Genomic DNA, 26485 nt, shown 5'->3' with positions numbered 1-26485 from the left:
GGAACTCGCGGCTGGGAACGCACGGTGGTCAGCACCGGGGAGGCGGCTGAGCAACGCAAGGTGACAACGAACCAGGAGCGGATCTATCCCCCGCTCGGCGACGCCGCGGAGCTCTTGCGCATCGCCGATCATCAGGTCGGAGTCCGGCCCTCCACCGCCGGCATCTGATTCCGTCGGACGAAACCTGCGAACCGCCGTCCGGCCCACGGAAGTCGGTAGCCGCGAAACGAACACGTCCATTGCGGGCGGCACACCGATCGGTGTGCCGCCCGCAATGGTCCCCGGATTCCGCACACCCCTGGAGAAGCAGGGCGTCCTGCGTGGAAAACGCGATCTCACCAGTCCTGGACTTCTACGTCTGCTGGTCGCGACGTGCGGCTGGAGACGGAACTCCAGGGAGCAGGGCTGTCGCACTGCATGCACGGAGTACCGCTGTCCCGCCGGTCACTTGGGAAGCAGGCAGTGACTTCGAACTGTGTGGCGTACACACCTTGAATACGACACCACATAAGGTCTGTCTCGGTCCGCCCATCAGGGGCAGCTGAGTGGAGGGGTTCGAAGAATGAAGTTCGAGAAATTGTCTGCTGCCGTTTTAATGACCATCTCGGCCGTGGGTATCACTGCGGCAACCGCCCATGCGGGGCCGGCCGTGACGGAGCAGCCGATCGCAGTGACTGCGGGGGATACGACTTCCGGTGTGGATCACGGAATCAACTACCGGATCACCGTTTCGCCGGTCGACAGCGTCGTTGTCACCACCGTCGAGAACGGCAGGTTCGAGTTCGCGCAGAACGGCGCGGTGGTGCTCGAGACCGGCGACGGAACGGCGGTGGCCGAAGTGCCGCACAGCTACGCTGCCGACGGGCGCTCGATCGCGGTTGCCCGGCACATCGATGCCGACGGCCACACCCTGACGCTGACAACGACCCCGACGGCGGCAGAGAATGCGCCACTGAAGGACATCAGCTCCTACAGCCGGCTCGCGGAGCAGATCAACAAGAATCTGCCCGGCGTCGTCGGCGGCGCCATCGTGGGCGGCATCCTCGGGGCATGTCTGTTCCTGATCTGGGGGATCAGCATTCCCGTGGGTGTGCTGGTCGGTGGGACCGTCGGGGGTTATCTCCTGGGTGGCCCGGAGTTCCTCGGCGCTGTACAGGCGTTCGCCACCGGTCAGCCCTGATCACGGGCAGCTGACGAACAGCCGACCGGCTCCGACCCGGTCGACACCGAGGACTCAGACAGGGGAAGTCAGCCCGTTCATCGTGCGTGCGGACGCGTAGACGTAACGGCCGTTGTTCCGCACGGTGAACTCACCCTCGCCGGTGATGCCGACCGAGTCGGCCGCAGCAGCGTCGAACGGGGCGGCCCACACGATCTCGCCGGTACCCGGATCGATCGCACACAGACCGATGGAATCGGAGAAGACCGCGATATCGCCGTCCCACGCGAGAGCAGAACCGAAGTAGGGGATCGATTTCCGCCACAGTTCCCGGCCGGTACGGAGATCCAGCCCGGTCAGGGCACCAGTTGCGGAATCGTGGAGCAGAGCTGTATCGCCGAGAACCGCGGTCGCTGTCCCCGAGGCCCCGACTCCGCCGTTCCCGTCGGGCAGGCGGCGGACGAGATCCGGGTTCGTCCAGCGCACGGTTCCGTCACGCCGGTCGTAGGCGGTGTCGCCGAGCAGGACGGGGATCGTCTCGTCCGCCGCGCGGTCGAGCATCAAGTCGTGCACGATCCCGTCGTCGGTGGTGGCGAGGATCCGCCCGGCACCGTCCAGGATGTCGGCGGCGGCGGTCCCCGGTGGACCGCCGCATTCGGCGTGTAATCGCACGACGAGGGCGCCGGAAGTCCCCGTGAGGCTGGAGCATCCGGTCAATTCGGTGGTCCAGGTCGGCTCGCCGGTGGCGAGGTCGAAACCTGCGACATCGGCACCGAGCGTCAGCACACCCTGACCGTGCGCGACGTCGAGGATCTCGCCGGAGAGGTCTTCCCAGGCGGTGCCCATGGCGAACATCCGGGTCCAGTGGGCGTCCGGGTCCCCGAGCGTTCCCGCGTGCACGCGCACATCGTCGGATTCGACGTCGCCCTCCGCGACATAGACCTGCTCCTCGTCGGCCGCGAGGGCGAAGACGGGCCAGTCGACCGGCGTCCGGGTGACCGTCCCGTCAGCGATGTCATAACCGATCAGGGCAGGCGTCTCGGCCCAGGACGAAGTGAAGCAGACGAGCACACCGTGGACCGGTATGGACGCACAACCACCGAGTTCGGCGGCTGGAGCGTGCCAGCGGGTCACGCCGGTATCGGCATCGATGCCGTACATCACCGGGTCGCGCAACGACATGCCGTCGTCGGCGATCCCGAGCACTGTCACCATGGTGGCCCCCGCGTCGATGAAACCCGCGCTACCGAAGTCGTATTCGGTGCCGCCGACAGGAGATCGGAATTCGGCGCCGGGCTGCCCGTACGTGGTGGACGCGTCGAGCGACCACACGAGCTCCGGTACGGCGTCACCGGCGATCCTGCGTGGGCCCTCGTCGTGATGCACCACTACCACCACCGCCCCCACGCTGGTGAGCACGGCGGCGACGGCCGCGAGTACCAGAGTGCGCATACCCGACGGCAATGCCATCACCGCACCTCCAAGCCGGGGGCCAGCGCGATCGCCGCGAGCTGGGTGTGCGGAAGCAGCGCGGAGGCACTGTCGGCCGTGGAATCCACCTGTATCCGGGTCCCCGACAGACGGGTCACCACGACACTGCGGTTCGACTGTGATGACGCGGGTCCCGGTTCACCGAGCACATATTCCGCTTCCCGATTCTCGACGACGGTCCCGTCCGGAAGCCGCTGCGCAGTGGTTGCTCCGCCCACTTCGACCGCCGGCATCGCGGGTTCCGACTCCGGCCCCGCCGTGATCGAAATGCTCAACTGCGACTGCTGTCCGGCGGTGGTGACACGGACCGCCTGGCATACCCCGCCCGTGCCGAATCCGCCGGGTCGGAGCTCTCCCAGCGGGCGGTCGAGAGTGAGACCGTCCAATGGGATCTGCGCGAGCACCGCGTCCAGCCGAGCGGCCGTGGCCACGTCTATCGTGGCGGAATTCTCGTCCTGGGCATGACAGGGCGCAGGCGCGTCCGGGGTCCCGGGCGCGACCGGCTCCGTGATGCGCGTCGCGGGTGTGGTCACCAGGTCGACCAACTCGTCGACCGTGACCGGCACCGCTCCGGTGGGATCGGCTCCGGCGGGAGCGTCGGTGGCGTAGGCCGCCACCACGCTGCCATCCGGCACGTACGCGGTGGCGGCGCGGGAAAGGGTCCGCACACCATCGGTTTCCGACCAGGTGTCGAGCGTGTCGACGGTCGTGCCGTCGGCCAGCAGCCGACGCTCGTCCAGTTCGCCGGCCACACAGGGTGGAACCGGCGCGGTCGATTGCCGGACCGACACCGAAAGCCACCCGACCGCTCGGTCGCCGCGCCGCAGTGTTGCGTGCGCGGTGGTGGAACCGCCGACCGGGCCGGGCGAGCCGCCCGGATCACCGAGAATCGGCTGGAAGAACAGCGATTCGTCGGCAGGCGCGAAATCGAGGGCGACGCCGTCGGGCAACGCGTCGCGCAACGCCGTCGACATCGCGACCGCCTTGGGACCGGAGAACCACGGGTAAGCCGGGTTGTCGTAACCGAACCGGTTCCCGCCGACCCAGGTCACCGTCGCTCCCCCACCGGGTGGATCGACGGTCGCGCAGCCGGGAATCCGCGTGGGATAGGCAACGGGCGGCGTCACATAGGGGTAGGGCTCGGGCGAAGGGGGTTCGGACGCGGTCGTCGTGGACAGCGGCGCGGCCCTCGATTCCGGTTCCGGTTCGTACAGAAGGCCGTTGGCGATCACTCCTGCGGCCACGACGGCCACACAGAGCAGCCCTTGCGTCCACGCGGTGACCGTCCGCGACGGCGTGGATGATTCGTTGTCCCTCGCACTGCCCGGCACCGGGCCTCCCTCCGACACCGTTCATTAGAGCAGGCGGCACCGGCCCGAGCCCCGACGCCTTCGAGTGTTCGGCGCCGACCTGCACGACGCGCGGACCGCCGAACGCTACGGCTGGGTGAGCGGCCTCGTCGCCGAACTCGGCTCATCGGTGTGGGCCGCGACCGCCGAGGCGGCCCGCGTTGTGACGATTGCGGACGCGGCGCACCGGTCGCGGTTCCTCCGGGCTGTCAGCTGAGCCGGGCCGCGAGCCCGTCGAGAACGACGCCCAACTGCCGTTCGAACCTCCGGTCGCCGTCGTCGCGGAGATGCCCGGCAGCTTTGACCAGTTCGGCGCCCTCGCCGAGCCACACATCACGCCCGGCGAGCGAGTACCGCGCGGGGTCGGCGCCGGTCGACTGGCCGCGTTCCTGTTCCTCGATGACGAACCCGACCACGAAGGCGGTGACCAGGTCGATGGCGTCGTCCGCCGCCGCCAGTGAGAACCCGGTCGCGGTCAACCGCTCGAGCCAGGGTTCTTTCGCTCTCACCACTTCGGGGTCGACGATGCGCGTGCCGCTGAAGATGCGCGCCCCGTCCCGGTGCCGCAGGTATTCCGACCGCAGCACGCGGGCGTAGGCAGCTAAATCGTCACGCCAGCTGCCGCCGGACGGGACCGCCGCGAGGGCGTCGGTGACGCGGCGCATGACGAACGTGCTCATCTCGTCGAGCAGCTCCTGCTTGTTGCGGACGTGCCAGTACAGGGCGGGGGCCTTCACGTCGAGCCGGGACGCGAGCGCGCGGACGGTGAGGGCATCCATGCCCTGGTCGTTGAGCAGTTCCAGCGCCACCGCCACGATCCGCTCCCGCGTGATGCCCTTCGCCACGGTTGACACCTTAACAAAGTTCAGGCACAGTTCCGGTATCGGAATTTAACTTAGTTAAGGAGCGTGGCATGCGCGCTGCAGTCGTCAACACCCCAGAAGCAACACCCGTGTGCGCGGATTTCCCGGATCCCGAACAGCGGCCGGGCCGGGCGCCGCTGCGACTCGTGGGCGCGGGTTTGCACCACGTCGTCCGCGGGCTGGCCGCCGGCCGCCACTACGGCAGCGACCGGAGATATCCCCTCGTGCCGGGCGTCGACGCCGTGGCACGGACCGGCGACGGGCGGCTGGTTTACACGGGCTTCGCCCGGTCGCCATGGGGGACCATGGCGGAATGGCTGGTCACGCCGTTCGAGGTGGAGCTGCCCGACGGGGCGGATCCGCTCGCGGTCGCCGCCGGCATCAATCCCGCCCTGTCGGGCTGGATGCCCCTGACCGCGCGGCGCGCGGAAGCGGGCGAGCTCGGCACCGTGCTGGTACTCGGCGCGACCGGCATATCGGGCGGCCTGGCAGTGCGGGCGGCCCTGTCCCTCGGCGCGAAACAAGTCGTCGCGGCCGGGCGCGACCGCGAAGCGCTGGAACGGCTGCAGGGCCCAGGCGTAGTCACCGTGGCGCTCGCACAGGAAGCACCCGACGCCTGGGCGGGCGCCCTCGGCGCGGCAGTCGCCGCGGCACCGCCCGCCCTCGTCCTCGACTACGTGTGGGGACCCGTCGCCGAGGCCGCCTTCGCGGCATTGGGAAGGTCCGGCGCGGACGACGACAGTGTGGCGGTCGACTACGTGCAGATCGGCTCGCTCGCCGGAACCGAGGCGGTGCTGCCCGCGGCGTTGCTGCGCAGCCGGCGGATCCGGGTCAGCGGCAGTGGCACGGGGTCGGTCTCGAAGGATCAGATGATCGCCGAGCTTCCTGCCGTCCTCGCCCGGTTCGCCGCAGGCACCTTCGACGCGCCCTACACCGCGTACCCGCTCAGCCGCGTCGGCGAAGCCTGGTCGCACCAGGGGCGCAGCCGGGCCGTCGTCGTCCCGGACTGAACGGGATCGATCCAGCGCAGGAGGAATGTGGCGAACGCCGAGAGCGTCGCCGACCTGCACGCGGCGCTGCGCGTCTACCGGGCCGGCTGGAGTTTCTGTCCGCGGCCGAACCGCCGTTCAACCTCGTCGGTCACACCTCGACCTGCGAACCCATGATCACGGTCCGCTCGCGGGGCAACCCGAAGTAGTCGGCGGCATCGGAGGTGATGAGGGAAGTGGTGATGAACAGGCGTTTTCGCCAGGCCGCCATGGTGTCCGCGTCGCCTTTCTTCAGTTCGATCTTGGACAGGAAGTAGGAGGCGTCGTCCACCGAGATCGGTCCTTCGGTGTGGGCCGGATCCAGCCCACGCAAGATATGCGGCACCTGCGGGGTTTCCATGTAGCCGTGAGAGACGGTGACGTGGATGATGCCGTCCTCGGTGTAGCCGAGCGCGTCGATGCGGACGCGGTCGGGTTCGGCGACACGGGGAACCGGGAGAGTATCCAGCGACAGGATCACGACGTGTTCGTGCAGTACATGGTTGTGCTCGACGTTGGCGCGCATCGCCAGAGGTGTGGTCCGGCTGCCGCGGTTGAGGAACACGGCGGTGCCGGGGACCCGGGTCAACGGTGGTTCACGGTCTCGGAGTCGATCGACGAACTCACGCAATGGCCCCTCGGCTTTCTCCCGTGCGGCGGTGACGACGACACGTCCGCGGGCCCAGGTGATCATCACGGTGAACGCGGTGACGCCGATCAGCAGCGGTAGCCACGCACCGTGCACCAGTTTGGTCAGATTCGCCGCCAGGAACAGTGCGTCGATGGCCAGCAGTGGGATCGCGCCCAGCAACACCAGCCACAGCGGGGTGCGCCATTTCGTGTGGGCCACATAGAAGAACAGCAGTGTCGTGATGGTGATCGTGGCGGTCACCGCCATACCGAAGGCGTAGGCCAATGCCGCGGAGGACCGGAAGGCGAAGACCAGCGTCAACACCGACACCATGAGCAGCCAGTTGATCCAGGGAACGTAGATCTGGCCGATCGTCGACTCGGAGGTGTGGGCGATGCGAAGCCGCGGCAGATATCCCAGCTGCACCGCTTGAGAAGCCACCGAGAAGGCGCCGGTGATCACCGCCTGGGAGGCGATCACCGTCGCGGCGGTGGCCAGCAGCACCAGCGGCAGCCGCGCCCAGCCGGGTGCGAGCAGGAAGAACGGGCCGCTGACCGTGGCCGGGTCGCCCAATATCAGTGCGCCTTGCCCGAAATAGCTCAGGGTGCAGGCGGGCAGCACCAGTCCCAGCCATCCCCGGGTGATCGCCTTGCGTCCGAAATGGCCCATATCGGCATACAGCGCCTCGGCGCCGGTGACGGCGAGCACGATGGCGGCGAGGGCGAAGAACGCGATGTGGAAATGCCCGATGGCGAAACTCAGCGCATACGTCGGCGACAGCGCCTTCAGGATCTCCGGATGATGGACGATCTCCGCGACCCCGAGCGCACCGATTGCCAGGAACCACAGGATCATCACCGGCCCGAACAGTCGCCCGACCGCGGCGGTACCGCGGCGCTGCACAGTGAACAGGGCGACGATGATCACCACCGTGATCGGAATGATCAGGCTCTCCAGGTCGGGTTCGACGATCTTCAGTCCCTCGACCGCGGAAAGCACCGAGATGGCGGGCGTGATCATGCTGTCGCCGAAGAACAGGGCGGCACCGAAGATTCCGACGCCGGCCAGCACAGCGGCCGCGCGGCGGCCACGCGTTCCGCCGAGACGCCGCAGCAGCGTGATCAATGCCATGATCCCGCCTTCACCATCGTTGTCGGCGCGCATCACCAGCGAGATATAGGTGAGGGTGACGATGACCATCACCGACCAGAAGATCAGCGACACCACCCCGTACACGTTGGCAGTGCTGACCGGTACGGGGTGCGGATCCTCCGGATTGAACACCGTCTGCAAGGTATAGATCGGGCTGGTGCCGATATCACCGAACACCACACCCAGCGCACCGACGACTATCGCGGCGCGCACCGGCCCGCGACCCGCGGTGTGCGTCGGCGAACCAGCCTGCGTCTCCGTAACCATGTGCCGTGCTCCTCCTCCGACCGGGCTCGCACCATATCGTGCCGTACGCACGTTCGGAGTCGGCATCCACACCGGACCGGACCCACCGGATACCGACCGCTGAAGACTCAGCATCACGTCGCGGGAAGATGAACCGCCACTCGCCGCAGTCGGTGGTCTCGAACGCCACGTCGGTCGGCTGGATCGTCAACTCGCACCGGGTGATCACCCCGCGTGGACTGCTGGTCGAGGCGGGGTGGCGCGTTGCTGGATGGAGCCGAGGGCGAGGGCTATCGCGATACTGCAGACGGTGAGGCCGGTGGCCGCCCAGGCGGCGGTGGTGTAGCCCTGCCCGTCGGGTGCGAAGTGCCCGGCCGGGGTGTACAAGGCGAGGACGAAGCCGCTGACAGCACTGCCGATGGAGAACCCGACGGATCGAACGACCTGGTTGACGCTCATGGCCGAAGCCGTTTCCGCAGCGGGGGTGACGGCGAGGATCGCCTGCGGCATGGTCGCGGAGAACCCACCGACCCCGAATCCGAGGACACCCATCGCCGCGACGGGCCAGGCCACACCCGATGTCCGGGTGGCGGCGAACAAGCAACAGCCTGCGGCGACCACGACACCGCTGGCGGTCAACAGCGCGGCAGGCCCGAGGCGCTGTTGTAGCCGCGGGACCACACGGCCGGCGAGAAACCCCAGCAGGGAGAAGGGCACCAACACCAATCCGGCCTCGAGTTCGGTCAGCCCGTAACCGTATCCGGATTGCGGCGGGGTCTGCACATAGCGCGTGATCAGGGTGAACAGCATGTACATCGCGATCCCGGAGACTCCCATGATCAGGTTCGCCCCGGCGACCGCCGGATGCCGCAACGCCCGCAGATCGACCAGCGGTCGCGGCGTCTGTCGCTCCACCGCCACCCAGCCGACGAGGACCGCGATCCCGGCGGTGAGGATCGCCGCGGCCACGAACGGGTGCGCGGTCCAGAGTGCAGTTTCGCTGGTGACCAGCAGTATCGCCACCAGGCCGAGCGACAGCAGGGCTGCACCCATCCAGTCCACCGCTTCGTCCCGGGAGGTCGGCGGTGCATCGCGGGGCAGTTGCACGATCGCGGCGATCAGTGCCGCTACGGCGACGACCACGCCGAGCAGATAGGCGGCACGGACTCCGCCTATCTGAGCCAGGAGTCCCGCCAGCGGATAGCCGACGCCGACGCCGACCGTGGAGGCCACCGACAACAGTGCGATCGTGCCGGGCGCACGCTCACCGAGATGCTGCCGGGCGGTGGCCATCATCAACGCGGTCAGACCGAGCCCGACACCCTGCACGGCCCGCCCGGCCAGCAGCACCGCGAAAGGTGCGGGAATCACGGTGGCCACACTGCCGACGACGACAGTGACAAGGGTGACCAGCACTACCGGTCGCCGGCGCCGATCGGACCCCAGTCGGCCCAGCAGTGGGGTGGCTACCGCTCCGGAGAGCAATGCGATCGTCAACGTCCACTGCGCAGCCCCCAGCGACACCTGGTAATCCTGAGCGACCGCGGTGATGAGGGGTGCGCCGAGACTGCCGATCGCGGCGACGACCAGCGCGATGAACAGCAGCGTGGCCACCAACGGAGTATTACCGGCCGACCGGGCGCCGACGGAGGTGGCCGAGGAGTTCACCGGTTGTTCTCCTCGGTCGGATGATCGAACAATCCAGCCTGGATACGAGTCAGGAACAGCTCTTTCTTCGTGCCGAACAGCCGGAACACATAGGTCTGAGTGATCCCGGCACGACGCGCCAACGCCTCGGTGGATGTCCCGTGCAGGCCTGCCCGGGCGAATTCCGCTGCCGCCCAAGCTGCTAACTGCTCTCGTCGTTGCTCCCGCGACATCCGCTCGATCGTCACTGCCTTCACAACGGCGAAGTTATCAGATACTAGTTACTAACTACAAACTAACGCAGGGTGTGCTGCGGGCCACCAGTTGCGCCAGGTCGGTGCGCATCCGACCGGGCGTCTCGACGGCCCGCTCGCTCGGGTGTCGACCAGCACAGTGTCGGCGGCGGCCATCGTGTCGGGACCGATGTAGTGCTGGTCGATGTGGTGCAGCGGGTCCCGAGTCAGGGCGTCGGTTCCGGAGACACAACCGGTGTGCGGCCGACGTTCACGAACTGCACCCACAGCAGCGCGGCGACGGCGACGCTCAGATCTGCGACGCGGACGCTGGTGTCCGCCACGTGGGCGAAGGGAAGCGATAACGCCCTAATCGCCGACGGCATGACATGCCTCGATCAGTGCGCGCAACTCTTTCCCGGGCGGCCGGGGCCGGACCGCGAGGAAGCTCGGCATCACAGGCTCGGGATTGCGCAGCGGCCGCCAGACCACAGTGGGAAATGACAGCTTGGCGGATTGCGCCGCGTAGTACACCGTCCAATTCGGCGCACCGTAACCGATGGCCGCCAATGTGTCCTGGTCGGTAGTGAATTCCGGACCGAAGACCGGGTCGAAACCGGCTTGCCGACAGCAACCGATTATCAGGTCGTGCAGCGCTCGGTTATTGGAATGGCCGACCACACGCAATGGCAGTTCGGCCGGCCACGCGACGTCGATCTCGCGCTCTACCGCCAGACTGTGCCGTGCAGGAATCGCCGCCACCAGTCGGTCCGACCACAAGGGAAGCAGTTCGAGTCCCAGCTCGTCGTGGGCGCCGCGCACCACCGCGGCGTCCAGTTCTCCGGACTGCACGCGTTTCATGCGCTCTTGCACATCGGCATTCACGAGTTCGAGGTGCGTATCCGGGGCCGAACGCGCGAATTCGATCAGGAGGTTTTCCAGTCGGGCGCCCAATCCGGTGCTGGTACCCAACCGAATCGTGGTAGCACGTTCGGCGCAGCAACCTCGAGAGCGTCGGCACGGATCTGCCGGAAGTCATCCGGAAGTTGGGTCTGCACCGGCCGATCGCGGTGGGTTCCTCCCTCGCTGCCATATTCGCCACCGAACTCGCGTTCTCCCACCCGGACCTGCTGAGTGGTGTGGTCGCGGTGGGTGGTACGGCCTACGGCGCGCAGGATGTGCCGCTGCCGCGGATAGTTGCCGATTTGCGGTACCGCCGGACTGAGTTTCTCAGCGAATGGGTGCCCCAATGGTATGCGCCGGGAACCTCCCGGACGCGCATCGATTGGACGATCCGCCAGATTCTCGATTCGAGCGTTTACATCGATGACCAGTTCTCTTGGCTTGCCACCTATGGTTATGATCCGCGGCCGCGTCTGCCCCGACTGCGTACCCCGATCCACTATCTGCACGGCAGTCTGGATACAGAGATCCCGGTGGAGGTGCCACAGGTGCACCGCTATGCCGACGGCAGCACCACTGCTCACCGGCCTCGCGTCGGCCGTGTTCTACCTCGGTGTCTCGGCTGCGCCCCTGGTCGGGCAGGCCGGGATGGCATGGTTCGGCGCACACTGGCTCGGCGCCGTCGGCGCGGTGTTCATCGCACTCGGCCTCGTAGCGGCGGAGGCAGCGCACGCCGTCATCCGCCGACGCGGGACCGACGAGGTGCCCGCGGCGCAGGCGCAGCCGTTACCGACCGAGTAGCGCACAGCCACCGACACCGCACAGAAAGCAGCCCAACCCGTTCTCACAGTGGGTTTCCGGCCCGCGGCGGCTCGAACAGATCGACCGGCGCACTACTGCGGCCCTCACCCCGGCCGCCGAGCTCGGCATCGAGTGTTTTTGAACAGTGCACGATGATCGCATAGCGTCCAGCACGTGCGTTGTTCCACTCTCGTCAGACCAGCCGCAGCGACGGACCAGGATTTCTTGTGGACGATGCTGTTCGAGGCGTCCCGCGCCGGCGACCAGGGGTATCACACACCCGACGACATCCGGTCGGTCCCGAAACTGGCCCGATATGTCGAAAACTGGGGTCGATCAGGGGACTTGGGTGTAATCGGTGAAATCGGTCAGCGCTCGGCCGGGGCGGCCTGGTTGCGGCGCTTTCCTCCCGAGGACGCTGGCGACACCTACATCGACGCCGACATTCCCGAGCTGGCGATCGCTGTCGACTCGACAGCACGGGGAACAGGGTTGGGAACGGCGCTGCTGACACGCCTGCTCGCCGAGGCCGCGCGCAGCTGTTCGGGGGTCTGCCTCAACGTACGCACCGATAACCCCGCCCATCGGCTGTATCGGCGACTCGGCTTCGTCGATATTCCCGGTTCACAATTGACCAACTGGGCCGGAACCACCAGCGTGAACATGGTGTTGCGGTTCCACCCCTGCTGATTTCGGGTTCACGGCCGTTATTCGGTCCGGGCTTGCGGCGAAGAGCTGGTTCTTGCGGTGCCGAAGGCAGGACACCGCACCTCAGGTGGGATGCTCCCACCGCCGACTCCGTCAGTATCCGTCAACGAGACGACCCGAGATCTCCTCCGCGGCGCCGATGATCAGCCGGGTCAGCTCCGCGCGACGTTGCTCGGTCAGCCTGGACACCGGCGCCGCGGTACCGACCGCGGCAATCGGCCTGCCCGCGCGGCGGATCAGCGCGGCGGTTCCCCAGATACCCTGATCGATCTCCTCACTGGACTGACTGAAACCGGCCTCGCGCACCACCCGCAGCGCCTCGTCGGAGATCAGCCGTCCATGCGTGGCTGCGAGTAGTGGCCGGGTCCGGTCGAGATACTCGCCCCGCTCGGGTCCGGGCATGGTGGCCAGCAGCAGCCGGGGGATGGAGCCGGAATGCAGTGCCATCGGCTGTCCCCGGTCGAACTGCAGAGAGACCGGGCGGGTGGATTCGACCCGGTCGACGCAGAAGGCGAAGTCGCCTCGGCGCCGGGCGACGAGGACGGTCTCGTCGACAGTGTCGCGCAGCCGGGTGATGATCGGGCGCGCGACTTCGACCAGGGTGTTTCGTGCTTCGTCGTGCGCCTCGGCCAGGGCCAGGACCTTGTCGGTGAGCCGGTAGCCGCCACCCGGGCAGGTCTCCAGAAAGCCTGTTTCACGCAGGATTCCGATATAGCGGTAAGCGGTCGATTGCTTGTACCCGAGGTGGTCCGCGAGTTCGGTGGCAGTCCAGACCGAGTTCGCTGCGGTGAACGCGCCCAGGGTGGCCAGAACGCGGCGTCCACTCTCCGCCCCTGCCACCTGACCGGACTCCCGAGGTCGAACCATGCTCATCCCCTCATTGCTGATTTTTCATTATGTGAGAAGAATACATGGAGGTTCGGTTGCGCGACAGCCGAATTCCGCACCAATTCCCAGCCCCCACTTCGAAGACATGAACCTCGCCGCAGCCTCGAGCAACCGACCGCCCAGTTACCGCCAGCATCGCACAGAGAAAGCTGTCTACCAGGTAATACTTCGAATCTTCCCGGGACAATCGAGAACTTCGAAGCGCGTTGCGGCGACAGGGACTCGCCGCAACCTCCACGAAACACGTGATTAACACCTCATCATCTTCTTGACGACCCCCCGCGCTTCACATAATCTCATTCCCACATTGCAGGTTCTTCTCTCTCACAATATGAGAGATGAGATTCGGGCTGGGCCGGCGGCCCGCAGCACCGGGCAGGCTCCGATCGGAGCGCCCAGCGTGTGAGTACCGCTCCCACAACAGCTCCGCCCCCTGAGATGTGACGGCCCGGTCATCCCGCGGCCGGTTCTCGGATGCGACTTTCGGGTGTCCCGGATGCCGCACAAGAAAGGACGATCCATGCCTACTCGCTCCACGACGGTGGCTGCTCCGGCAGTCGAGCTCGTACCGGACAGGCTCTACCGGCTGGGCGGTGTAGTGCCGATCGACGGCCGGCTGAGCTGGCGCCGCCCGGAGGTCACGGGATTCGAACCGATCAGCGCCTACCTCCTGCTCGCGGAGAACAACGCGCTCCTGGTGGGCACCGGGGTCAAACTGCATCGCGAGCTGATCATCGACCAGGTCCGCGAGCTTCTCGGTGACCGTGCGCTGCACCTCTACGCCGACCGCAACGAGGCCGACGAGATCGGTAATCTCGCGGCGCTCGTCAGCGAGTTCGACGTCGAGCACATCTGGTTCGCCGGTGCGGGCCATCTGCTCAAATGGTTCGAACACGACGACTTCGGCGGATCCGCACCGGGCGCCGACCGGGTGACCGTGCATTTCTTGATGCCCGCCGACAACCCGGGCCGGTCGCTGATCCGGGAGTTGAACCGCCCCAGCGAAGTGGCCTTCGATCCGGGCCACCAGTTGACACTCATGAACACGCGGCTGACGGTGCTCGGGTTCGCGTGGCTCTACGACCGCGGGACCAGGACATTGTTCTGCAGTGACTTCTTCTCCGAAGGCAAACTCGACACCCCCGACCGCTCCCCCGTGATGTCCGCCGACGAGCGACTGACTCTCGACGAGGTACGCGATCACATCCACACCCGGTTCGAGTGGATGGCCGACGCGGATACCGGGCCGCTGATCGAGGACCTGCACAAGTTCTTCGACGGCGTCGAGATCGACCGTCTCGCTCCCTACCACGGCACGGTCATCGAGGGCGCGGATCAGGTCCGTCGTCACCTGCGGATGGCACTCGATGTACTCGCCGCACCCGCCGCGGCCCCGACTTCGACGCAGGAGACCACCGACCATGCCTGATCTCGACGACCTGCTCGATGTTTTCGGCACCTACTTCGTCCACGAGCGGTTCCCGCGGCCGATCGCCGACGGCGTGCAATGGATCGGCGGCTGTTCCGCATTGTTCATGGACAAGGAACGCCAGGACCTCGTGCACTCGGCCCTGAACACCTACCTGATCACGGGGTCCGATAAGACCCTGCTGGTCGACACGGGACACCCGGGGTTGTGGGACACCTACCTCCCCGCGCTCGAAAAGGCACTCGGCGGACGCCCGCTCGACTACGTGATGCCCACCCACCCGGAGATCCCGCACGGTGGCTCGTTGTCGATGCTCTACGACGCGCATCCCGAAGTGAAGGTGGTCGGCGACGTACGCGACTACTTCCTCTACCACCCGTCGGTGCCGGATTCGGCGTATCAGGCGATGGCCCCGGGGACGAAGCTCGATCTCGGCGGTCGTGAGTTCGAGTTCGTCGACTCGGTGTTCCGTGACCTGCCGAACACGATATGGGGATTCGACCACGGATCCCGGGTGCTGTTCCCCGCCGACGGGTTCGCCTTCTTCCACTGGCACCGCGAGGACACCTGCGGTTTCACCGCCGAGGAGTCCGGTATCGCGCCGACCGCCGACATGTATTCGGTGATGACCGAGATCGTCAGCGGCATCGGGCATCTCGATGTCGAATCCCGGATCCAGTGGTTCATGGATCTGATCGAAGATTTCCGGCCGTCGATGCTGGCCCCCGCCCACGGCACGGTCGTCGCCGATATCCCCGTGGCATTGAACTACCTGACCGCGCTGCGCAATGACAGCCGCGCCGGCACCTCGAAGTGATCGGCCACCCCTTTCTCCGCTGAGCTAGACCAAGGACAATCCATGTACGCCAGAACTTCTCGTCGCGCCGGGCTCGCGGTGGCCGGTGCCATCGCCGCCGCGGCCGCGCTCCTGTTGTCCGCGTGTGGCGGTGGCGGTGGTTCCGCCACGGGCGGCGACCTGCCGGGATCCTCCACCTACGTGATCGCCATCCCGCAGGACTTCCAGGGCGTCGACAGGGCGAGCTACTCCAGTGAGGCTTCGAAGGTTCTCGCCGATGTCATGCAGAGCCGGCTGCTCGAGTTCGAGACCGACGCGAGCACACCCACCTCCTGCCTGTCCGAGGTACCCACCCCGCTGAAGCCGCAGACCGCGCTGGTCGAGAAGTGGGCGGTGACCCCGGACGGCCTCGGTATCGATATCACCCTCCGCAACGGAGTACTCAGCTCGGCAGGCAACACACTCACCGCCGAAGACGTGTCGTGGACCCTCGATCGGGCCGTGGCCATCGACGCCGGAGCCCAGACCCTGTTCTTCAAAGTCGGCGGCTTCGACCGGGCGAAACCCGTCACGGTGCTCGATCCGGCACATCTGCGGATGAACCTCGTCGCGCGCAACGCGATGGCACCGTATGTGCTGGCCAGCGTTGCGGGCATCATCCTCGACAGCGCCGATGTGCGTGCCCACGCCACCCCCGCGGACCCGTGGGGCAAGGACTATCTCACCGATAACACGGCCAACTTCGGCCCCTGGAACCTGACCGCGTTCACCTCCCAGCAGCTCACCTTCGACCGGAACCCGAACTTCACCGGCACGCGTGGCAATATCGACCAGATCCTGCTCCAGACCGTCGCCGACGCCTCGTCGCGGATCCAGCTGCTGCAGTCCGGGCAGGTGGCCGAGGTGACCAATCTCGACTACACCCAGCTCGAGCATCTCCGCGACAGCGACGCCGTCAACCTCGCCGAATGCGCCAACCCCGCCCGGGACTGGCTGGGACTCAACGCCGCCGACCCGATCGTCGGCAAACCCGAAGTACGGCAAGCGATCTCGTACGCCCTCGACCGGAACGCGATCAACCAGGCCGTCTACCGCGGGTTCGCCCAGCCGTCCGCGGGCGGACTGTCGGCCCAGTTCGGCGCACCGGCACCGAATCCCGACCCGTACACCCGCGACCTCGACAAAGCCCGGAAGTTGCTCGCCGCGGCGGGACATCCGGACGGTTTCACGCTGAATCTCAGTGTCTCCCCCGCCCAGCCCGGACCGCATTCGGCGAACCTCGCCGCGATCGTCCAGCAACAGCTCGGTGAGGTGGGTATCCGCGTGAACGTGGTGACCGTGCCGTCCGCGGTGCAGTTCCGTTCCGACGGCTTGGCGCACACCATGCAGTCCTGGCTGCTGGCGGAGACCCCGGCGTTCGCCAACGCGGGCTATTCCGGCTGGCTGACCAACGGTTGTGCGGGTCTGCAGAACTACGCCGGCTACTGCAATCCCGAGTTCGACGCGCTGACCGCCGAACTGATGGCCGACAGCGCCGGACCCGAGGCCCGGGCGACGACGGACGCCGTCGCCGCACTGATCGCCGCACAGCAACCCGCCGTATATCTCGCCGACCGCTCCACGATCAACATCCGCAGCGTCTGCGCCGAGCAAGTGCCTGCCTCTTCGTTCGGCACCGACTACACCGAGGCGAACACCCGATGCCAGTAGAGACCCAATCCGTATCCGCGACCTCCGACGGGACGGCAAGCACGACCGTACCCGGACTGTCTCCCGCGGAGCCCGCACAGGGCTCCGCGGGGGCGACCCGCCGAGTTCCGGTGTCGATGCTGCTCGGTCGGCTCGTAGCCATCCCGGTGTCCATCTTCGCGGTGGCGACGCTGGCGTTCTGGCTGGTCCGGTTGCCGGGCACCAACGCCGCGGCCGCGATCGGCGGCGAATACGCCGACGCGGAGGCCATCGCCCGGATCGAGGGAGAGCTCGGCTTCGACCGGCCGCTGTGGTCGCAGTACACCGATTTCCTCGCCGGCCTCGTTCGCGGTGACCTCGGTGCGTCGTATTTCACCCGCCGGCCGGTCTCCGAGGAGATCTTCGGACGGCTGCCGCTCGATCTCACCGTCGGTCTGCTCGCTCTCGTGGTGGCGATCATCGTGGGCGTCGGTATGGGAGCCGTGGGCGCCTATTACCGCACCCGACCCGCCGATCACACGACCAGGGTGATCGTCAGTGTGCTGCAGTCGCTGCCGGAGTATGTGTTCGCCCTCGTCCTGGTGTACGTGTTCTTCTACCTCCTCGGTGTGGCACCCGCCCCGGTCGGTCAGGTGTCCATGCGTACCGCAGTACCGGACGGCCCGACCGGGGTGGTGGTCATCGATGCGCTCTTGGCCGGCGATACAGCCACTTTCGGTAAGGCCGCGCAGCAGCTCGTGCTCCCGGTCCTGAGCTTCGGACTGGTGCTCTCCGCGGTCTTCGCCCGGGTCACCCGGACGAACTTCGCCACCGTGCTGGCGTCTCCGCAGATCCACTACGCGCGGGCGTGCGGACTGACCCCGCTACGGGTGTTCTGGTCGGCGTTCACGGTCTCACGAACCGCTGTTCTCACCACGATCGCTGTGATCACCGGGGCGATCATCGGTGGCGGCGCCATCATGCAGAAGATCTACAACCTCAACGGCGCGGCAGCGTTCGGCGTCGATTCCATCTTCAAGTTCGATCTACCCGTCATCCAGGGAATCGTCATCGTGCTCGGTGGCCTGACCGTGCTGACGTTCCTCGTCATCGACATCGTCATCCTGCTCCTCGACCCGCGCGTCCGTCACAAGTCCTGAGGCCTCCACCATGACCAGCCATAGCGGGGCGGGCACCGCCCCCAGCACTTCATCGGATACCACCGCGGCCGGCGGGGTTACCGATCCGGCCGCCGACCGCGCGGACCGGGCGCGGAAGAAGGACCGCCGCCGCGGACTCGCCGGCGCGTATATCGGCGCGGGGATGCTGGTGGCGCTCGCCGTCGCGGCGATCGTCTGCCGGTTCTTCCTCGACGCCGGCCGCATCGACCCGAAGTCGGTGCTCACCGCGCCCAGCGGCGAGCACCTGTTCGGAACGGATTCGGCGGGCCGCGACGTTCTGTTGCGCACTTTCGCCGCGGCCGCGGCGGATCTGCCGCTGGCTCTCGGCGGTACCGCCGTCGCCATGATCGTCGGTACCGCGCTCGGCCTGCTGGCCGGTTCGGGTGGCCGCGGCTCGGGCTACATCATGCGGATAGTCGACGGGTTCGACGCTTTCCCGCTGCTCATCCTGATCCTGGTGATCGTGCAGATCAGCGGTGGTGGCACCGCCATCCTGCTGGCGACCATCGCGATTCTCAATATCCCCCGCTTCATCCGGCTCACCCGCGCCGAGTCGATGCACCTGCGGGAGTCACGCTACGTGTTCTACTCGCAGGTGATCGGTACCTCGGTGTTCTACCGGCTGCGCACCCATATCCTGCCGAATATCTCGGGCACGATCCTGTCGCAGGCCAGTACCGGTGCGGCACTGGCCCTGTCGGCGGTCGGTGCGATGAGCTTCCTCGGGCTCGGTATCGCCCCGCCGATCCCCAGCTGGGGATCGATGATCCAGGCAGGGTCCGCCGGACTCACCACCGGCCAGTGGTGGCCTATCGCTTTCCCCGCGCTCGCATTGGTGTATTCGATCATCGCGTTGAACCTGATCTCCGACAGCCTCGACGCCCACTTCGCCAAGGAGGTCAAATGAGCACCGCCACAGCACCGCCGTTACTCCAGGTCACCGATCTGGCCGTCGAATTCGGCCGCGGCGACACCGCCGCCCGGGTCGTGCACGATGTGTCCTTCGAGGTACGCGCGGGCGAGTTCGTCGGCATCATCGGCGAGACCGGGTCGGGCAAATCCGTTTCCCTGCGGGCGGCGCTCGCGATGCTGCCCTCGACCGGCCGGATGGTCAACGGCCGGTCCCTGTTCCAGGGCCGCGATCTGCACGGGCTCGGCAAGCGCGGGCTGCGCGCGGTGAAGGGCAACGATATCGGATTCATTCCACAGCAGCCCTGGAGTGCGCTCAATCCCGTGCAGTCCATCGAGAAGCAGTTTCTCGCGGTCGGTCGTTCACACGGTAAGAGCAAAGCGTGGATCCGCGATACCGCGCGCCAGATGCTGCGCCGGGTGGAGATCGCCGACCCGGAGCGGGTACTGGCCGGCCACTCCGGCAATCTGTCCGGTGGTATGGCGCAGCGCGTGGTGATCGCCCTGTCGCTGATGCTGCAGCCCGATCTGGTGGTCGGCGACGAACCGACCACCGCATTGGACGTGACCGTGCAGAAGGAGATCCTCGATCTGCTGAGCCGCATCTGCCGGGAAGACGGCAAGGCCATCTTGATGGTCACCCACGATCTGGGCGTGGTGTCGACCTACTGCGACCGGATCTATGTCATGCGCGACGGCCGGGTGCTCGAGAGCGGATCGACCCGCTCGGTGTTCTCCGACCCGCAACACGAGTACACCCAGCTGCTGGTCGCGGCGTCCACCCGATACCTCGACGAACCATCTGCTGCGGCGAAAGCCGGTGTGGCATGAGCAGGCTCGAAGTTCAGCATCTGCACAAGGTCTACGGCCGGGGCGATCGGAGCGTCAAGGCCGTCGACGATGTCTCGTTCTCCGTCACCGCCGGCTCCACCCTCGGGCTGATCGGCGAGAGCGGTTCGGGGAAGTCGACCCTGGGCCGCATATGCCTGGGCGCCGAGGCCGCCGACAACGGCCGGATCGTGATGGACGGTACCGACTTCGCCACGCTGGACAAGGCCGGTCTCGCCCGGTGGCGCCGGCGTAGTTCGATCGTGCTGCAGGAGCCGGAGCTCGCGCTCAACCCGCGCAGGACGATCGGGCAATCGGTGTCCGAGCCACTGGATGTGCATTTCAGGGATATGTCGAAGGCCGACCGCCGCGCACGGGGTGAGCAGGCGTTCGAACTCGCGCATCTGAGCCCGGCCCTGTGGGACCGGTACCCGTCCGAACTCAGCGGTGGCCAGCAGCAGCGGGTCGGCATCGCACGCGCCATGGTGACCGAGCCCGACTTCGTAGTGCTCGACGAGCCCACCGCCTCGCTGGACCTGTCGGTGCGCTCGCGGATCCTCGACACCCTGTGCGAGGTCCAGGAGGCGATGAACGTGTCCTACCTGTTGATCACCCACGATATGTCGACTGTCTCGGCGCTGGCCTCCGACGTCGCGGTGCTCTACCGCGGACGCGTGGTCGAGGCCGGTCCGTGGCGTGAGGTCCGGCGGGACCCGCGTAACCAGTACACCCGCCGGCTGCTGTCGGCGGTGCTGACCGTCGATCGAAGTGTCTGACGGGCCAGGACAGTCGACCACCTACTTCGGGCAGTTCGCCCGTACAGCGGAAGGTCATGTGACACAGCATGAAAACACTGGACAGTTGTGAACGCGAGGGCGACGTCGTGCGCGTCGCCGCCGCGCAATTCTTCTCGGGCCCCGATGTCGCGGCCAACACCGAACTCTGTAGCGGCTACATTCACGCCGCCGCCGCGGCCGGCGCGCAATTGATCGTCCTGCCGGAGAACAGCAATCGGGTCCGGGACTATGCCGATCGCGCCGAATGCTTCGAACGCTGCGAGGAACTCGACGGCGAGTTCGTCACCGGTGTGCGGGCGGCCTGCCGCTCGGCGGGTATCCATGCCGTCGTCGGCGTGGACCTGCGCACCGCCACCGCACCGGAGGTGCGGATCGCCTCGGTCCTGATCGGACCCGACGGCGAGATCCGGCACATCCACCACAAAACCGTTCTCTGGGACTACGAATACACCCTGTTCGTTCCCGGACACCGGGCCCTCGAGGTGGTCGACACCGCGATCGGCCGGCTCGGCCTGCTGATGTGCGCCGATGGAATCGTGCCGGACGTACCGCGAGTGCTCGGCACACTCGGCGCCCAGATCCTGTGCAACTCCCTCAACTCCCGTGGCCCGGACGAGGTGCGGGTGCACGTTCCGCTCCGGGCCCTCGAGAACCATGTCTGGCATATCTCCGCCAACACCGTCGGCGGGCCCGCCGACGCCTACCCGTGGATGGGTGGCTCGCAGATCGTCTCCCCACGCGGTGAGGTGCTCGCCGCGGCCGGCGAGGTGCAGGAGGGGCTGGTCTGGGCGGATATCGAACCTGCCGCCGCCGACGACAAGAACGTTCCCGGGTTCGCCGATGTCATGGGCTGGCGCCGACCGGACCTCTACGGCGACCTGACGACCCCGCACGAAAGCCTTCCCGTCGCAACCATGCTCGGCCCGGACGACCCGGAGACTCCCGCCGAACCACTCGATGTGGCCACCCTGCAGGTGTCGTGGTTCCACAACCAGGACTGGACGATCACCCGCGCCCTCGGGCAGATCGCCCACGCGGCCCGCCAGGGCGCCACGCTAGGGGTGCTGCCGGAGCTGTTCTGCTTCCGGCCCGGCGAGGTCGCCGAGGATCCCGCGGCCGCCGCGGCCGTCTCGCGACGCGTGCTCGACAGGATCTGTGAGTCGGCGCGCGAGCACCGACTGTGGGTCGTCGTCCATCTCGTCGAACGCGCGGACACGGCTTTCCACTCGACCGCCTACCTGATCGATGCGGGCGGCGAGATCGCGTTCACCTATCGCAAGACCCACCTCGATGCTGCCGAATCCCGGTGGGCGACTGCGGGTGACGCGATCGAGGTGGCCCATACCGAGATCGGCTCCATCGGCTTGATGATCGGAAACGAGGTGTGGGTGCCGGAGGTGATGCGGCTGCTCACCCTGCGCGGTGCGGAGATCGTCGCCCACCCCACGAGCTGGGACCGTCCCGAAGCGGCGGATATGGCGGCGACCGAGCGCACCGAGGAGAACCGGGTGCATCTGGTGTCGGTCAACCGGCTCGACAGTCCCGCGAAGGTCGGCAGCCAGATCGTGCGGGCCGATCCGTTCGTCCCCGGACAACCGATCGCGTTGATGCGCTACCCGTCTGCCCAGTGGACCCGCCACGGGTTCGAGGAGCAGCTGATCCTGCGCCTGGACCTGCGCGAATCGCATAACAAGATGATGGGGTACCACCTCGACCCCGTCGGAACCCGGCAGCCGAAACTGTACGGCCCGTTGCTGACCGAGAAGGCGTGAGACGACCATGACAGACCCCGATACCGCCGGGATGAACACCGTGGTCGTGGCCGGTATGGGCCCGGTGGGAATGGTTGCCGCGCTCACGCTCGCACAGCTGGGCCACCAGGTCCTGGTACTCGAAGCCGGTAGTGGACTGTCCACCGAGGCGCGCGCCTCGACCTTCCACCCGTCCACCCTCGAACTGCTCGAGGAACTCGGGGTGGTCGACGCGCTGCACGAGGTCGGCCTGAAGGCACCGGTGTACCAGTACCGCGAACGCAGCGGCGCCGTGCTCTCCGAGATGGATATGGGGCTGCTCGCGGCGGAGACGAAGTACCCCTACCGATTGCAGAGTGAACAGGACAACCTCACCCGGATCATCCGCGACGTGCTGGTGACGATGCCCAACGTCACGCTGCGGTACTCCGCGCCGGTCGTCCGGGTCGAACAGGGCGATGCCCACGTGCGGATCTTTCTGCCCGATACCGATCGTGACCATCCGATCCGGGCCCGGTGGCTGGTCGCCGCCGACGGTGCGAGCTCCACGATCCGGAAGTCCCTGGGGATCTCGTTCGAGGGACGCACCTACGACGAGCGGTTCCTCGTCGCATCGACCACCCACGAATTCCGCGACGATTTCCCCGACCTCGCCTACGTGTCCTATATATCGGACCCCGAGGAATGGGGTGTGCTGTTACGGACACCGAAACACTGGCGGGCACTGTTCCCGATCCGCGACGACGAATCCGACGAGCAGGCGCTGGACTCCGCGTCGCTACAGGCACGTCTGCAGCGGGTCGCCGCACAGCCCGGCGCCTACGAGATCGCCCACGCGAACGTCTACTCGGTGAACATGCGTGTCGCCGCGACTTTCACAGTGGGTCATATCCTGCTCGCGGGTGACAGCGCCCACGTCAACAACCCCCTCGGCGGCATGGGGATGAACAGCGGTATCCACGACGCGTGGGCCGCCGCCCGGTGCATCGACGCCGCCCTCACCGGCACCGACGACACCCATGTGGGCCGGCTGTACAGCGAACTGCGCCGGGACGCCGCGCTCAACCATGTGCAGGCGCGCGCGCAGAGCAACTACGACGGTATGCGGCAATCGGATTCGGCGGCCCGCGTGGCACGGGCCGAATCGTTGTCGGCCCTGGACCGCGACCTGTTCGACAAACGGGAACATCAGCGGCGGGCCGCGATGTTCACCTCGCTGCGTATCACTCGCGGGCGACTCGCGCGGGAACTGCGTGCGGTTCCCGATGCGGCCCGCCCCGCCGGGCGGCGGCTGTCGGAAATGCTGTGCTACGGAACGGTCGCCGCGCCCGGCGTGTACGACGGTGTGACGGTTCGCGCGGCCCAGGCAGCAGGTTTCAGCGCGGCTTATGTCTCGGGCGCCGCCGTATCGGCTACCGCGCTGGGCCGGCCCGACCTCGGCTATCTGGGTCTCGCGGAGATGGCCGAGCAGGTGCGTCGGATGACCGCAGTCAGTGACCTACCGCTGATCGTGGACGCCGACACCGGCTACGGCGGAATCCTGCAGGTCGAGGAGGCGATGGCCCGATTCGAAGCGGCCGGGGCCGCGGCGGTGCAGTTCGAAGATCAGGTTGCGCCCAAGCGCTGTGGGCACCTCGCCGGGAAACGGCTCGTACCGGTCGAGGAGATGATCGCCAAGGTACAGGCCGCTGTGTCGGGACGGACCTCGGCGTTGGTGATCGCGCGCACCGACGCACTCGCGGTCGAAGGCGAAGCGGCAGCGCTCGATCGTGCCCGCGCCTACGCCGCGGCGGGTGCGGATCTCCTCTTCGTCGAGGGGGTGTATTCGGAGGGGGCGCTACGGCGGGTGCGTAACGCCGTCCCCGGTGTCCCGTTGCTGGTCAATCTCTCCGAGGCCGGTGATCACTCCGAGCTTCCCCCGACCGAAGTCCTCGCCGAATGCGGTGTGGCCTTGATGATCTACCCGGTCGCGCCCCTGCTGGCCGCGGCCGAAGCGGTCGCCGATACCTATCGCAGGATCCGCGCCACCGGTGCGTCCGGCCGCAGTGGTGCGCAGTGGCAGGCCCTGACCGAACTGCTCGGCCACGGCGATCGGCTGGCGGCCGCCGAGTGCGCCGCCGCCGCCGCGGACGCGTTGTCCGGTGATGCAGCCGGCCGTATCCCTTCCGGTATCGACGATCAGAGGAGCCTCGTATGACCGCACCGACCCTTACCGGCGCGGGCTCGCCCACCCGCAAAGGGCCCAAGTTCGCACTGATCATTCCCTCCACCAACACCTCGGTCGAGCGCGAATTCCACCGGCTACGCCCACAGGACTGCTCCTGGCACACCGGCCGGATCATGATCAACGCCGTAGCCCTGGACTCGGCCGACGCCTTCGGCAGGTTCCGGGAGAATCTCAACGCGGCACTGCCGTCGGCACTCGAGACGGTCATGACCGCGCAACCCGACTACGTCGTGATGGGGATGTCGGCCGAGACCTTCTGGGGTGGAGTGGCCGGCAACGCCGAGTTCGAAACGCGGGTGCGCGCGCTCACCGGGCTCGAGGTCACCACCGGAGCAACCGCGGCCGGCCGCGCGCTACAGGCGTTCGGCGCGAAGAAGATCGGTGTGGTCACCCCGTACCAGCCGGTCGGCGACGAGCAGGTGGTGGCCTACTTCACCGAACTCGGTTTCGAGGTCGCGGCCATCCACGGCTTGAAGTCGGCGTCCGCGACATCCATCGCCGACGAGACCCCCGGCGCCATCCGGGCGGCTTTCCTCGCTGTGGACGGCCCCGACGTGGACGCACTCATCCAATGCGGCACCAACCTCGAGGCCGTCGCGGTCGCCGCCGAGCTGGAGCGCGAGTTGGGCAAACCGGTGATCGCCATCAATGTCGCGACGGTATGGCACGCGCTGCGGGCCAACGGGATCGACGACAGGATCGTCGGTCACGGTTCGCTGCTCAAGCGATTCTGACGAATCGAGAAGGAGAAGTCGTGTTCAACCACGTGGGTCATCTGACACTGGTGCCCGAAGCCACCGACGCGCAGATCGAAGGAATCGCCGACGCGCTGCTCGCCCTCCCGGACCGGATCGATGGACTGGTCCGCGCCGAGGTCGTGCGCGATGCCGGACTGTCCGACGGTAACGCGTCACTACGCTTCCACCTGCGATTCGTCGGGCAACCGGCATGGGAGGCGTACCGCGCCCATCCCGCGCATATCGCCGTGATCAGCGACCACATCGCGCCGGTACTCGCCGCCAAGGCGTTCGTGCAGTACGACGACGACACGGTACGCACGCGCGAGACAGAGGTGGCATGACCGACGCCCCGCTCACCACGACGCTCGCCGCGGACGACGCGTTCGGGGGGCATCTCGAACCCGGTGCGCGACCGGCTCTCGTCGTCGTCGACCCGGCCCGCGCGTACACCGATCCGGCCTCACCGTTGTATGCGGGCGTCGAGGAGGCCGTGGCGGCCATGCTGGAGTTCCGCGAGCAGGCCGCCGCGACGGGAATTCCCATCTACCTCACCCGGGTCCGCTACGACCACGCCGATGACGCGCTCGGCGGACTGTTCTTCCGCAAGGTCCCGAGTCTGATGTGCTTCGTCGCGGGCAATCCCCTCGCGGAGTTCGTCGACGGTTTCGCACCACGCCGCGGAGAAACCGTCGTGACCAAGCACTACCCGAGCGCCTTCGCGGGCACATCCCTCGCGGCGTCGCTGACCGCGCGGGGAATCGACACCGTCCTGATCGCGGGCCTGTCGACCAGCGGGTGCGTCCGGGCGACCGCCCTGGATGCGCTGCAGAACGGCTTCGTCCCGATCGTGGTGCGCGACTGCGTCGGAGACCGCCATCGCGACGCCCACGCATCGAACCTGCGCGATATCGCCGCGAAGGTCGGCGAAGTCTATTCGCTGGCCCAAGCGTCCGATTATCTGAATTCTTTGTCAGGAGACGCCGGTCCAGCAGACTCGGCGTAGCACACCTGCGCTGGCCCAGCGGCGACAGCGCGGCGGCCGGCGGGCCAGAAGTTCGGC

Annotated in this window: 25 protein-coding genes; 17 read left to right on the top strand and 8 right to left on the bottom strand. The window is 67.3% G+C overall.

Annotated features, from left to right (window positions below; genetic code table 11):
• The first annotated feature begins 562 nt into the window (after window positions 1-562).
• A complete protein-coding gene (locus OG804_RS03445) occupies window positions 563-1180 on the top strand; it encodes a hypothetical protein (RefSeq protein ID WP_328393767.1) in 618 nt (205 codons plus the stop codon).
• A 54-nt stretch (window positions 1181-1234) separates the two neighbouring features.
• Here the strand turns inward: OG804_RS03445 and OG804_RS03440 are convergent, their stop codons facing one another.
• Window positions 1235-2629: an outer membrane protein assembly factor BamB family protein gene (locus OG804_RS03440; protein ID WP_328393765.1), complete on the bottom strand. Its 1395-nt coding sequence runs from the start codon at window positions 2627-2629 to the stop codon at window positions 1235-1237.
• Window positions 2629-3981, bottom strand: a complete 1353-nt coding sequence (locus OG804_RS03435) for a hypothetical protein (RefSeq protein WP_328393763.1) — start codon at window positions 3979-3981, stop codon at window positions 2629-2631. Before OG804_RS03435 ends, OG804_RS03440 begins: the two co-directional genes overlap by 1 nt.
• A gap of 64 nt (window positions 3982-4045) precedes the next feature.
• Between OG804_RS03435 and OG804_RS03430 the strand changes: the two genes are divergently transcribed.
• Window positions 4046-4216, top strand: a complete 171-nt coding sequence (locus tag OG804_RS03430; protein WP_328393761.1) for a hypothetical protein — start codon at window positions 4046-4048, stop codon at window positions 4214-4216.
• On the opposite strand, the gene OG804_RS03425 is transcribed toward OG804_RS03430, so the two are convergent.
• The gene (locus OG804_RS03425) at window positions 4209-4844 is read right to left on the bottom strand and encodes a TetR/AcrR family transcriptional regulator C-terminal domain-containing protein (protein WP_328393759.1); all 636 of its coding nucleotides are present in this window, start codon (window positions 4842-4844) and stop codon (window positions 4209-4211) included. The genes OG804_RS03430 and OG804_RS03425 overlap by 8 nt on opposite strands.
• A 68-nt stretch (window positions 4845-4912) precedes the next feature.
• Between OG804_RS03425 and OG804_RS03420 the strand changes: the two genes are divergently transcribed.
• Window positions 4913-5872, top strand: coding sequence for a zinc-binding alcohol dehydrogenase family protein (locus OG804_RS03420; RefSeq protein ID WP_328393757.1), 960 nt, complete (start codon window positions 4913-4915; stop codon window positions 5870-5872).
• 130 nt (window positions 5873-6002) lie between these two features.
• Here OG804_RS03420 and OG804_RS03415 read toward each other — a convergent pair whose 3' ends face one another.
• The 4 genes from OG804_RS03415 to OG804_RS03400 form a co-directional block, all read right to left on the bottom strand.
• A complete protein-coding gene (locus OG804_RS03415; RefSeq protein WP_328393755.1) occupies window positions 6003-7940 on the bottom strand; it encodes a potassium transporter Kup in 1938 nt (645 codons plus the stop codon).
• 204 nt (window positions 7941-8144) lie between these two features.
• Window positions 8145-9587 carry an MFS transporter gene (locus OG804_RS03410; RefSeq protein ID WP_328393753.1) on the bottom strand — a complete coding sequence of 481 codons (1443 nt, stop codon included), beginning with the start codon at window positions 9585-9587 and terminating at the stop codon, window positions 8145-8147.
• Window positions 9584-9823, bottom strand: coding sequence for a helix-turn-helix domain-containing protein (locus OG804_RS03405; RefSeq protein WP_328393751.1), 240 nt, complete (start codon window positions 9821-9823; stop codon window positions 9584-9586). The genes OG804_RS03410 and OG804_RS03405 overlap by 4 nt, the downstream gene beginning before the upstream one ends.
• A gap of 345 nt (window positions 9824-10168) precedes the next feature.
• Entirely contained in the window at window positions 10169-10777 is a 609-nt protein-coding gene (locus tag OG804_RS03400; RefSeq protein ID WP_328398213.1) for a LysR family substrate-binding domain-containing protein, read from the bottom strand.
• Window positions 10778-11260: 483 nt separating this feature from the next.
• Between OG804_RS03400 and OG804_RS03395 the strand changes: the two genes are divergently transcribed.
• Both OG804_RS03395 and OG804_RS03390 read left to right on the top strand, forming a co-directional pair.
• Window positions 11261-11503 carry a hypothetical protein gene (locus OG804_RS03395; RefSeq protein ID WP_328393749.1) on the top strand — a complete coding sequence of 81 codons (243 nt, stop codon included), beginning with the start codon at window positions 11261-11263 and terminating at the stop codon, window positions 11501-11503.
• A gap of 234 nt (window positions 11504-11737) precedes the next feature.
• Window positions 11738-12193: a GNAT family N-acetyltransferase gene (locus OG804_RS03390; protein ID WP_328393747.1), complete on the top strand. Its 456-nt coding sequence runs from the start codon at window positions 11738-11740 to the stop codon at window positions 12191-12193.
• 111 nt (window positions 12194-12304) lie between these two features.
• Here OG804_RS03390 and OG804_RS03385 read toward each other — a convergent pair whose 3' ends face one another.
• Window positions 12305-13078 (bottom strand): IclR family transcriptional regulator, encoded by a 774-nt coding sequence (locus OG804_RS03385; protein ID WP_328393745.1) that lies wholly within the window; start codon window positions 13076-13078, stop codon window positions 12305-12307.
• A 541-nt stretch (window positions 13079-13619) separates the two neighbouring features.
• Here OG804_RS03385 and OG804_RS03380 point away from each other — a divergent pair.
• From OG804_RS03380 to OG804_RS03325, 12 genes are all read left to right on the top strand, one after another.
• Complete coding sequence (locus tag OG804_RS03380; protein WP_328393743.1) at window positions 13620-14528, top strand: hypothetical protein; 909 nt, start codon at window positions 13620-13622, stop codon at window positions 14526-14528.
• A complete protein-coding gene (locus OG804_RS03375; protein WP_328393741.1) occupies window positions 14521-15345 on the top strand; it encodes an MBL fold metallo-hydrolase in 825 nt (274 codons plus the stop codon). Before OG804_RS03380 ends, OG804_RS03375 begins: the two co-directional genes overlap by 8 nt.
• A gap of 42 nt (window positions 15346-15387) precedes the next feature.
• A complete protein-coding gene (locus tag OG804_RS03370; RefSeq protein ID WP_328393739.1) occupies window positions 15388-17034 on the top strand; it encodes an ABC transporter substrate-binding protein in 1647 nt (548 codons plus the stop codon).
• Window positions 17025-18152, top strand: a complete 1128-nt coding sequence (locus tag OG804_RS03365) for an ABC transporter permease (RefSeq protein WP_328393737.1) — start codon at window positions 17025-17027, stop codon at window positions 18150-18152. Before OG804_RS03370 ends, OG804_RS03365 begins: the two co-directional genes overlap by 10 nt.
• A gap of 10 nt (window positions 18153-18162) precedes the next feature.
• The gene (locus tag OG804_RS03360) at window positions 18163-19080 is read left to right on the top strand and encodes an ABC transporter permease (protein ID WP_328393735.1); all 918 of its coding nucleotides are present in this window, start codon (window positions 18163-18165) and stop codon (window positions 19078-19080) included.
• Window positions 19077-19913 carry an ABC transporter ATP-binding protein gene (locus OG804_RS03355; RefSeq protein WP_328393733.1) on the top strand — a complete coding sequence of 279 codons (837 nt, stop codon included), beginning with the start codon at window positions 19077-19079 and terminating at the stop codon, window positions 19911-19913. The genes OG804_RS03360 and OG804_RS03355 overlap by 4 nt, the downstream gene beginning before the upstream one ends.
• A complete protein-coding gene (locus OG804_RS03350; RefSeq protein WP_328393731.1) occupies window positions 19910-20686 on the top strand; it encodes an ABC transporter ATP-binding protein in 777 nt (258 codons plus the stop codon). The genes OG804_RS03355 and OG804_RS03350 overlap by 4 nt, the downstream gene beginning before the upstream one ends.
• Window positions 20687-20754: 68 nt before the next feature.
• Window positions 20755-22479: a carbon-nitrogen hydrolase family protein gene (locus OG804_RS03345; protein WP_328393729.1), complete on the top strand. Its 1725-nt coding sequence runs from the start codon at window positions 20755-20757 to the stop codon at window positions 22477-22479.
• Between the two features lie 7 nt (window positions 22480-22486).
• Window positions 22487-24655: an FAD-dependent monooxygenase gene (locus tag OG804_RS03340; protein ID WP_328393727.1), complete on the top strand. Its 2169-nt coding sequence runs from the start codon at window positions 22487-22489 to the stop codon at window positions 24653-24655.
• Entirely contained in the window at window positions 24652-25419 is a 768-nt protein-coding gene (locus tag OG804_RS03335; RefSeq protein ID WP_328393725.1) for a maleate cis-trans isomerase family protein, read from the top strand. The genes OG804_RS03340 and OG804_RS03335 overlap by 4 nt, the downstream gene beginning before the upstream one ends.
• A 20-nt stretch (window positions 25420-25439) precedes the next feature.
• Window positions 25440-25766 (top strand): Dabb family protein, encoded by a 327-nt coding sequence (locus OG804_RS03330; RefSeq protein ID WP_328393723.1) that lies wholly within the window; start codon window positions 25440-25442, stop codon window positions 25764-25766.
• Window positions 25763-26428, top strand: a complete 666-nt coding sequence (locus OG804_RS03325; RefSeq protein ID WP_328393721.1) for an isochorismatase family protein — start codon at window positions 25763-25765, stop codon at window positions 26426-26428. The genes OG804_RS03330 and OG804_RS03325 overlap by 4 nt, the downstream gene beginning before the upstream one ends.
• Window positions 26429-26485: the final 57 nt, after the last annotated feature.

The organism is Nocardia sp. NBC_00416 (genome assembly GCF_036032445.1).
In the GTDB taxonomy this organism is placed as follows: domain Bacteria; phylum Actinomycetota; class Actinomycetes; order Mycobacteriales; family Mycobacteriaceae; genus Nocardia.
This window is presented reverse-complemented; position numbering and strand designations above follow the sequence as displayed.